The sequence below is a fragment of the Streptomyces sp. 150FB genome (assembly GCF_000818195.1).
Taxonomy (GTDB): Bacteria; Actinomycetota; Actinomycetes; order Streptomycetales; family Streptomycetaceae; genus Streptomyces.
On record NZ_JTHL01000001.1, the window covers coordinates 5,813,583 to 5,822,672 of the forward strand.

Here is a 9,090-nt window from a genome sequence, read left to right on the forward strand (position 1 = left end):
GGCCGGTGGGCGCCCGGTCACGAGCGGCGCGCCCGACGCCCCGGCCGTACGGCCCCAGTCACCGTCCCAATCCCCGTCCCAGCCACCGGAGTCGGTCCAGGCGTCGGCCCCGACGGCGCCGACCCCCCAGGTGTCCGACCTCCCCCCGGCCCCCGCCGGCTATCACACCGTCAGCGACGAGGCGGGCTTCACCCTCGCCGTCCCCGACGGCTTCGTCCGCTCCCACGACGACCTGCGCGTCTACTACATGTCGGTGGACAAGGCGATGCGGATCGGTATCCGCTCCCAGCACCCGGTGCCCGGCGGTCCCACCGCCGCCATGCACACCTCGGACGTCAACGGCTCCGACAGCAACCCCGGTTACCACGACGGCAGCGTCACGGCGACCACGCACAACGGATATCCCGCCGCGCTCTGGGAGTTCACCTGGGACGGCTTCAACCCCGCCGAGGGCGACCGGCACACCTTCGACCTCTGCTGGGACGAGCGGGGCAGGATGTACGACGTCTGGGTCTCCGCCCCCGTCGGGCGGCTCGACGAGGCGCGCCGGCAGTTCTACACCGCTCTCGACTCGTTCGAGGCTCTGCGCTGAGGCGGTGCGCCGAGGCCCCGCGCTGACGTACCCGGGGGCACTGTCACGGCTCTGCATCCGCTCGGCCGCCGTGCTGACAACAGCGGCCGCCATTCGTAAGGATGTGAGCATGACCAACGACGGGGGACGGGCGAACGAGCCCACAAGTTACTCACTCCAGCCGCCGAACGGCCCACAGGTGCCGCCGCAGAACACGCCTTCCCACAGCACGCCTTCCCGCAGCACGCCTGCCGAGAGCACGCCATCCGCGAACAGCGGGTCCGCAGACCCCGGTTACGAGCCCACCCGCCTGAACCAGCCCGGCGCGGCCGCACCTTCCGTGGGACGGCTGCTCGGCGGCCGCTACCGCCTCGACTCCCGCCTCGGGCGCGGCGGCATGGGCACGGTCTGGCGCGCCTTCGACACCGTCGTCGAGCGCGAAGTGGCCGTCAAGGAGCCGCAGGTGCCCGAGCACCTGGGCGAGCGCGAACGTGACCAGGTGTACGAGCGGATGCGCCGCGAGGCGCGCCACGCCGCCAAGGTCGACCACCCGGCGGTCGTCACCATCCACGACGTCGTGATCGAGGACGACAAGCCGTGGATCGTGATGGAGCTGGTCCAGGGCCACTCGCTCGCCGACCGGCTGGCGGAAGGCACCCTCGCCCCGCGCGAGGCGGCCCGTATCGGACTCGCCGTACTGAACGCCCTCACCGCCGCACACGCCAAGGGCGTGCTCCACCGCGACGTCAAGCCCGACAACATCCTGCTCGGACCGGACGACCGCGTCGTGCTCAGCGACTTCGGCATCGCCCAACTGGAGGGCGAGCAGGGTCTGACGGACACCGGCGCCTTCGTCGGCTCCCCCGAGTACACCGCCCCCGAGCGGGTCCTCGGACAGCACCCGGGCCCCGAGTCCGACCTGTGGTCGCTCGGCGTGGTGCTGTATCTGGCGGTCGAGGGCGTGTCGCCGTTCCGCCGCTCCCACGCCCCGGCGACCCTCCAGGCGGTGCTGTCCGCCGAGCCGCAGCTCCCCGCTCGTGGCACCGGCGCGCTGGGCACCCTGATGGTTCGGCTGCTGCGCAAGGAGCCGGGCGCGCGGCCCGACACGGCGGAGATCCGCCAGGTGCTCGCTTCCGTGGCCCTCCCGCCGTCCCCCACGGGCCTGACCCAGCTCGCGTCGGCGCCGAACGCCACGGGCCCCGGCCTGACGCGTGCGCAGGCGTGGGTGCCGCCGGTGCTGCACAACAACCGCAAGGGCTGGTACGGGCTGGGCGGCGGCGTGCTCGTCGTGGCCGTCGCCCTGGTGCTGCTCCTCGCGAACCCCTTCGGCGGCAGCGGGCTGCCCGACGGCTGGGGTGTCCGGCCGGAGAACGAGATCCTCGGCGCCAAGGTCGCCGTACCGGACGACTACTCGCGCCGGCAGGACGACACCGGGACCGAGGTCACCAACGTCACCTACTACGACCCCAGTTCCGTCTTCCGGGTCTATGTGGAGCGGGTCACGTCGGACCCGGTGGCCGACGTGCTGGAGGCGGACCGGAGTGCCTGGAAGCAGTACTACGAGGCCGGTGGTGAGGACGGCCGGGAGGTCAAGCCCGTCGAGGTCACCCAGAAGTCCGTGGAGTACCACGGAAAGAAGGGCTTCGAGACGATCGTCGACTACACCGACCCGACCACGAACGACCCGGACCCGTACGTCTACCGGTGGCACGAGCTGATCCTCCCGGGCGACGGCCCGCAGGACACGTATCTGCGGCTGCGGGTGTCGATGCCGGCGGAGGGCTGGGCCGAGAAGCCGGGCGAGGAGCTGTTCGCGGGCGTCGTCGAGCATCTCGACATACAGGCCTGAGGCAGCGGACGGGGGCGGACGGGGCGGCCGACGCGGCGGCTGAGGCGGCGGAGGGCAGCGGCCCGGCGGGGTCACCGCCGACGATCGCCGGCGTCCTTGTGAGTGCCCGGTGAAAGAGTGTTACCGCCGGGTACCCAAAGCCCGGGATGCGGCATACGCTCCCTCCATGACGCCCACGACGGACCCGTCAACGACGGGCACACCGGCTTCCGCCGTCCGGCCCGGCACCAATCCCGTGGCAGCGAGCCCGGCGGGCGCGCGTACCGCCGCCGATGTCGTCACGCCCGAGGTGGTCGCCCACCTCACCCGTGGTGTCGTCGGTTCCGGCCGTACCGCCGGCCACTCGCCCTTCACCGGCGAGAAGCTGGCCGACCTGCCCGAGTCGACCCCCGAGGACGTCGCCACCGCCTTCGAGCGGGCGCGCGCCGCCCAGGGCGCCTGGGCCGCCGTACCCCCCGGGCGGCGCGGCGCCGTACTGCTGCGCTTCCACGACCTCCTGCTGGAGCGCCAGGCCGAGGTGCTCGACCTGATCCAACTGGAGACCGGCAAGGCCAGGCTGCACGCCCACGAAGAGGTGCAGGGGCTCGCCGTCGAGGCCAGGCACTACGGGCGCAAGGCCGCGTCGTACCTGCGGCCCCGGCGGCACACCGGCGCCGTACCGACCCTGACCAAGGTCACCGAGCTGCGCCAGCCGCGCGGGGTCATCGGCCAGATCGCCCCCTGGAACTACCCGCTGGAGCTGTCCGCCGGCGACGCGCTGCCCGCCTTCGCCGCCGGCAACGCCGTGGTGATGAAGCCCGACACCGGGACGGCGCTCACCGCGCTCTGGGCCCGTGACCTGCTGATCGAGGCCGGGCTGCCCGCCGGGATCTTCCAGGTCGTGCTGGGCGATGGCCCGGTCGTCGGGCCCGAGATCGTCAAGCACGCCGACTACGTCGCCTTCACCGGCTCGACGCGCACCGGCCGCGAGATCGCGCGCGGCGCCGCCGACCGCCTGATCGGGGTGTCGCTGGAGCTGGGCGGCAAGAACGCCATGCTCGTCCTTGCCGACGCCGATGTGGAGAAGGCGGCGGCGGGCGCGGTCCGCGCCTGTTTCTCCTCCGCCGGACAGCTCTGCATCTCCATCGAGCGGCTCTACGTCCACGAGTCGGTCGCCGACGCCTTCCTGGAGCGCTTCGCCGCCCGTACGAAGGCCATGCGGCTCGGCGCCTCTCTCGCCTACGGCGCCGACATGGGCTCCCTCGCCGGGGAACGCCAGCTCAAGACCGTCACGGCTCATGTCGAAGAGGCCGTCGCCAAGGGCGCCACGCTGGTCGCGGGCGGGGTCGCCCGCCCCGACATCGGGCCGTACTTCTACGAGCCGACCATCCTGGACGGCGTCGAGGCGCCGATGACCGTGTGCGCCGAGGAGACCTTCGGCCCGGTCGTCTCGGTCTACCGGTTCGGCGCCGAGGACGAGGCGGTCGCCCTCGCCAACGCCACCCCGTACGGCCTCAACGCGAGCGTCTGGACGAAGAACGCCAGGCGCGGACACGCGATCGCCGCCCGGCTGCGCACGGGCACGGTCAACATCAACGAGGGGTACGCGTCGGCGTACGGCAGCGTCCAGTCCCCGATGGGCGGCATGAAGGACTCCGGCATCGGCAGGCGGCACGGCTCCGAGGGCATCCTCAAGTACACCGAGTCCCAGACCGTCGCCCAGCAGCGGATCCTGCCGATGGCGCCGTCGTTCGGGATGGACGACGAGAAGTACGCGGCGTTCATGAGCCGGAGCCTGCGCGCCATGAAGGCGTTCCGCCTGCGCTAGGCGGGCGGAGACGACCCGGGGTGTCGGAGACGACTAGGCCAACTGGCTGCTCTGCCCGGCCGGGACGGCTCCTTCCCTCGGGGTGGCGGCCTGCGTCAGGTCTCCGAGGCCCCGCCTGGTGGCGGCCACCACCACACGGTCGCCGGCGGTGAGTGCGTAGCCCGCGTCCGGCTGCCAGGAGAGGGTGCCCGAGCCGCCGGAGAGGATGGCCATGAGGTCCGGTCGGTGTTCGCGTGTCAGGGCGGTGTCGAGCGCGAGCACGCGCCAGACGCCGGGAAGGCAGGCCTCAGCCACCGTGCGGCCTTCCAGCCGGGGATTGCCGGCGACCGCCACCGAGGAGAAGACGAGGACGCGCCTGCCGACCGAGACGGCCCCCAGGACCTCACGTCCCATCATCGCGGCGCCGAACGCGGGGGCGGCGAGCGCCGAGACGGATCGGCTGCGGGTCTGCGCGGCGGGGTAGGCGTCGCGCAGGGCGCCGTAGACGGTGGCCGCGAAATCGTCGTCGAACAGCCGCATGACCACGCGGACTTCGGGCTTGATGTGCCGGGCGTTGAGTACGGCTTCCAGGTTGACGGAGTCGTCGCTGGTGAGGGCCATCAAGGCGCGGGCCCGGTCGATGCGGGCGTCCTCCAGCACGCCCGGCTGGGAGACGTCGGCTATCAGAGTCGGTACGTGGTGCGAGCGGGCCAGGGCGATACCGCGGGCTTCGGGATCCCGCTCGACGCACACGACGGGGATGTCCAGCTCCAGCAGCCGTGCCAGGACACGGGTACCGACCTTTCCGAGGCCGAGCAGCACCACATGGCCCGAGATGTTCCGGGGCGGCCCCGGCAGGGCCGAACCGGCCCGGAAGGTCCCGTACGCCTCCAGCGCCGCTGCCAGCAGCAACGGCAGGAGCAGCATTCCGGCGAGGCCGCAGAGCAACTGGAGGATCTGTTCGCCGGCGGGGCTCTCCAGGGCGGGGTCGTTGATGCCGAAGACGTTGAGCAGCGTCGTGTAGGCGGCGTGCTCGGGGCTCTGCCCGCTCACGTACCAGTTCGCGGCGGCGAGCAGCGCCAGAACGGTGCCTATGCCGGCGAAGGCGACGCGCAGGCGGCGTGAGAAGAACAGGCCGAGGCGAAGGTGCGGGAGCCGGGGCGCAGGGGTGAGCCCGCGTGGCCGGTCGGCCACCGCCTCAAGGACGACCGCGCCGCGCTCCGGCGCCGCCGCGGCGATCTCGCGCGCGTCCGGCAGGATCGAAGGACCCTCGATCATGGTGCCCATGGCGCGTTCGTCGGACTGGTCCGCCGCCTCGGGCAGCAGGGCGAGGGTGGCGAGCGGATCGCGCCGGCCCGCTGTGCCGACCGTTCGCTGCTTCGTTCGCAGCAACATGCCACCGGCGTGAATGATCTTCTCGTTGCCGACGATCGCAGCGGCGACGAGTGAGGGCGCCGCGGTGTCGGCGTCGGACAGCACAGTGGTGGAGGCGTCGACTGCCGACGAGGCCAGGGACGGGCTGCGGATTTCCACGGCGCGGTCGAGGAGCGTCTCCACGTACCGGCCGAGTCCTCGGTTGAACAGCCTGATGACCAGGCGCAGTTCCGGGTTGATCCGGCGTGCGCGCAACGCGATGTGGATGTTGAGTTGGTCGTCGCCGGAGGTGAGCGCCAGCGCGGTCGCGGTCTCGATGCCGGCTTCCCGCAGTGCCGCGTCGTCAGGTTCGTGGGCCTCCACGATCCGTACGGGCAGCCGGGGATCGCGCATCATCCCTCCCATCCGGTCGCTCTGCCCTTGCCGCGGCGGCAGGATCAAGGTCACGTCCTGCCCGTACACCGAGACCAGTTCATGGGTGAGCCGCTGGGCGAGGGAGTTGTCGCCGCAGATCACCATGTGTCCGACGGCCTCACTGTCGGTTGTGGCGGACGGCCCGTCGGGGGGCAGTTGAGGGCCTTGCTGACGCGTGCTCATGTCCATCCCGTTGTCGGGGGCTTGCTCGAACGTGCCCGGTGCGGGCCGTCGGCTTCGGAAGAGTATGAACCAGACCGCCGTGGCGCGCGGATAGTGGATCCGTAGCTGGGGGCCGCGAGATCGCACGACTGCCGCAGGGGCAGGATTCCGGGGTATCCGGACAACAGCGCCCGGTTCGAGCGGAAGAAGACGAGAGGACGGACTGCTGCCCGTGTCACACGACGACGCACCCACCACCCCCATCGGCGAGCACGACGACAGGCATGACGACGCGCACGACGACAGGCACGACGACAGGCATGACGACGCGCATGCCTACAGGCACGACGCCGCGCATGCCGACACGTACGACTACGACGTGATCGTGGTCGGCTCCGGCTTCGGCGGCTCGGTCACCGCGCTGCGGCTGACCGAGAAGGGCTACCGCGTGGGCGTCCTGGAGGCGGGCCGCCGCTTCAGCCGCGCGTCCCTGCCGAAGAACTCCTGGGACGTCAAGAACTACCTCTGGGCCCCGGCACTCGGGCTCTACGGCATCCAGCGCGTGCACCTGCTCGGCCATGTGATGGTGCTCGCGGGCGCCGGGGTCGGCGGTGGCTCCCTCAACTACGCCAACACCCTCTACGTACCGCCCGCCGCGTTCTTCCAGGACCCCCAGTGGGCGTCGATCACCGACTGGGAGCAGGAGCTGAAGCCGTACTACGACCAGGCGAAGCGCATGCTCGGCGTCCGGCTCAACCCGACCATGACCCCCTCCGACGTGCATCTCAAGGCGGCGGCCGAGGCGATGGGGGTCGGGAAGAGCTTCCATCTCGCGCCGGTCGGGGTCTTCTTCGGGGACGGCGACGACGCGGAGGGTACGGAGGTGGGCGCGCCCGGCGAGGCCGTCGGCGACCCCTACTTCGGCGGCGCGGGCCCCGCGCGTACCGCCTGCACCGAGTGCGGCGAGTGCATGACGGGCTGCCGGCACGGCGCGAAGAACACCCTCACCGAGAACTACCTCTATCTGGCCGAGCGCGCCGGAGCGGTGATCCACCCCATGACGTCCGTCGTCGCCGTGACCGAGGACGGCGCGGGCGGCCACCGGGTGCTGACGGTGCCCACCGAGGCGCGCGGAAAGGCCAGGAAGGGCGCGCACCGGGTGCTGCGCGCCCGGCAGGTGGTGATCGCGGCCGGGACGTACGGCACACAGACCCTGCTGCACACCATGAAGGACAAGGGGCTCCTGCCGCGTATCTCGGCGCGGCTGGGCGAGCTGACCCGTACGAACTCCGAGGCCCTGGTGGGCGCGCAGACCGACGACCGCCGCTACCGCGAGCGGCACGGCGTGCCGAAGGCCGACTTCACCAGGGGCGTGGCGATCACGTCGTCGATGCACCCGGACGCCCACACCCATGTGGAGCCGGTGCGTTACGGCAAGGGCTCCAACGCGATGGGCGCGCTGTCCATACTCCAAGTGCCGCACAGCGACCGGCGGGTGCGCGGCTGGCTCGCGCACGCGGTCAAGCACCCGGCGCAACTGGTCCGTTCGCTCTCCAACCGCCGCTGGTCCGAACGCACCATCATCGGGCTTGTGATGCAGTCGCTGGACAACTCCCTGACGACGTACCGCAAGCCGGGCGGGGTGGGGAAGGGCCTGCTGACCGCGCGCCAGGGGTACGGGTCGCCCAACCCCACGCAGATACCGGAGGCGGCCCGCGCCGCCAACCTCATCGCCGAGGAGATCAACGGCTTCCCCGGCAGCAACATCGGCGAGCTGATGGGCACCCCGCTGACCGCGCACTTTCTGGGCGGCTGCGCGATAGGCGCCTCGGCGGCGGACGGGGTCATAGACCCGTACCACCGGCTGTACGGGCACCCGGGCATCTCGGTGGTCGACGGCGCGGCGGTCTCGGCGAACCTGGGCGTGAATCCGTCGCTGACCATCACCGCCCAGGCGGAGCGCGCGATGTCGTTCTGGCCCAACAAGGGCGAGGAGGACCCCCGGCCGGCGCAGGGCGCGGCCTACGTACGCCAGGCGCCGGTCGAGCCGGTGTCGCCGGCGGTGCCCCCGGAGGCGTTCGGCGCGCTGAGGCTGCCGTTCCTCGGCATGCCGAAGGTACCGGCCAAGCCCGCCGGTCCAGGTCCCGGTCCAGGTCCCGGCCCCGCCGAGCCGCCCGCGTAGCGCCCCACTGTCGTCTGGAGCCGCACACCTCCGCCCCGGCACGCGGCAGAAGACCGGGTGCCGGGGCGGCGGGTGGTACGCGCGGAGGTCAGGCGGCCCTGGAGGCCTGGGCGTTGGACGCCAGCCCCGGAGGGGCCGAGGCCAGCGCGGTGCGGATCGCGTCGGCGAGCGCGAGCGCCGCTTCCTCGGTCAGCTCGACGGCCACCCGGGACGAGGGGCCCTGCGACGGGTTGAGGAAGTCGATGTTGACGGTGTGCTCGTACGGGGCGTGCTGCGGGTGGTCCACGTAGACCGTGGCCTCGGTCAGCGAGAAGTAGCCCTTGGCCCCCTTGCCGCTGCCCTCGATCGAGATCTTCTCGGTCAGGTAGGTGCACATCAGAGGTTCTCCCCGTAGAAGCGCAGGATCTTCTCCCAGCCGTCCATCACGGAAGCGGGCCGGTAGGCAGGCCGGTCGACGGCGAAGAAGCCGTGGCCCGTGTCGTCGTAGCGGTGGAACTCGTACGGCTTGCCGTGCGCCTTCAGCTCCTCCTCCAGCTCGTCGACGTGGGCGGGCGACGGGTACTGGTCGTCGTTGCCGAACAGCCCGAGCAGCGGTCCCGTCAGGTCCTTGGTCAGGTGCTTGAGCGGTTCCATCTGGACCGGCATGCCCTCGGGGGGTGTGCCGGTGACGAACGCGCCGTAGCAGTCGACGCCGGCCTGCAGGTCCAGGCTCGCCAGGCTGAGGAAGGACTGACGGCCTCCCGAGCAGTAGC

The 9,090-nt window shown here is 71.8% G+C and carries 6 protein-coding genes and 1 pseudogene; 4 read left to right on the forward strand and 3 right to left on the reverse strand.

The window, feature by feature from the left end; genetic code table 11:
- From QR77_RS47515 to QR77_RS25130, 3 genes and pseudogenes are all read left to right on the forward strand, one after another.
- A pseudogene (locus tag QR77_RS47515) lies at window positions 1–592 on the forward strand (serine/threonine protein kinase); the annotation flags it as partial.
- Between the two features lie 109 nt (window positions 593–701).
- Complete coding sequence (locus QR77_RS25125) at window positions 702–2,420, forward strand: serine/threonine-protein kinase (RefSeq protein WP_040024367.1); 1,719 nt, start codon at window positions 702–704, stop codon at window positions 2,418–2,420.
- Window positions 2,421–2,586: 166 nt separating this feature from the next.
- Window positions 2,587–4,227 carry a succinic semialdehyde dehydrogenase gene (locus QR77_RS25130; protein ID WP_040024369.1) on the forward strand — a complete coding sequence of 547 codons (1,641 nt, stop codon included), beginning with the start codon at window positions 2,587–2,589 and terminating at the stop codon, window positions 4,225–4,227.
- Between the two features lie 33 nt (window positions 4,228–4,260).
- Here the strand turns inward: QR77_RS25130 and QR77_RS25135 are convergent, their stop codons facing one another.
- On the reverse strand, window positions 4,261–6,177 hold the full coding sequence (locus QR77_RS25135; protein WP_347359792.1) for an NAD-binding protein: 1,917 nt from the start codon (window positions 6,175–6,177) through the stop codon (window positions 4,261–4,263).
- Window positions 6,178–6,535: 358 nt separating this feature from the next.
- Between QR77_RS25135 and QR77_RS25140 the strand changes: the two genes are divergently transcribed.
- A complete protein-coding gene (locus tag QR77_RS25140) occupies window positions 6,536–8,338 on the forward strand; it encodes a GMC family oxidoreductase (protein WP_052489705.1) in 1,803 nt (600 codons plus the stop codon).
- Window positions 8,339–8,426: 88 nt separating this feature from the next.
- Here the strand turns inward: QR77_RS25140 and QR77_RS25145 are convergent, their stop codons facing one another.
- Window positions 8,427–8,714, reverse strand: a complete 288-nt coding sequence (locus tag QR77_RS25145) for a DUF6295 family protein (protein ID WP_040024370.1) — start codon at window positions 8,712–8,714, stop codon at window positions 8,427–8,429.
- The coding region (locus QR77_RS25150) for a dienelactone hydrolase family protein (protein ID WP_040024371.1) at window positions 8,714–9,090 on the reverse strand (377 nt) is incomplete at its 5' end. The genes QR77_RS25145 and QR77_RS25150, both read right to left, overlap by 1 nt.

Bases quoted from the DNA above. Each gene is read 5' to 3' on its own strand.
- QR77_RS25145 (WP_040024370.1), bottom strand. From the start codon at position 8,714: ATGTGCACCTACCTGACCGAGAAGATCTCGATCGAGGGCAGCGGCAAG.
- QR77_RS25130 (WP_040024369.1), top strand. From the start codon at position 2,587: ATGACGCCCACGACGGACCCGTCAACGACGGGCACACCGGCTTCCGCC.
- QR77_RS25135 (WP_347359792.1), bottom strand. From the start codon at position 6,177: ATGAGCACGCGTCAGCAAGGCCCTCAACTGCCCCCCGACGGGCCGTCC.
- QR77_RS25125 (WP_040024367.1), top strand. From the start codon at position 702: ATGACCAACGACGGGGGACGGGCGAACGAGCCCACAAGTTACTCACTC.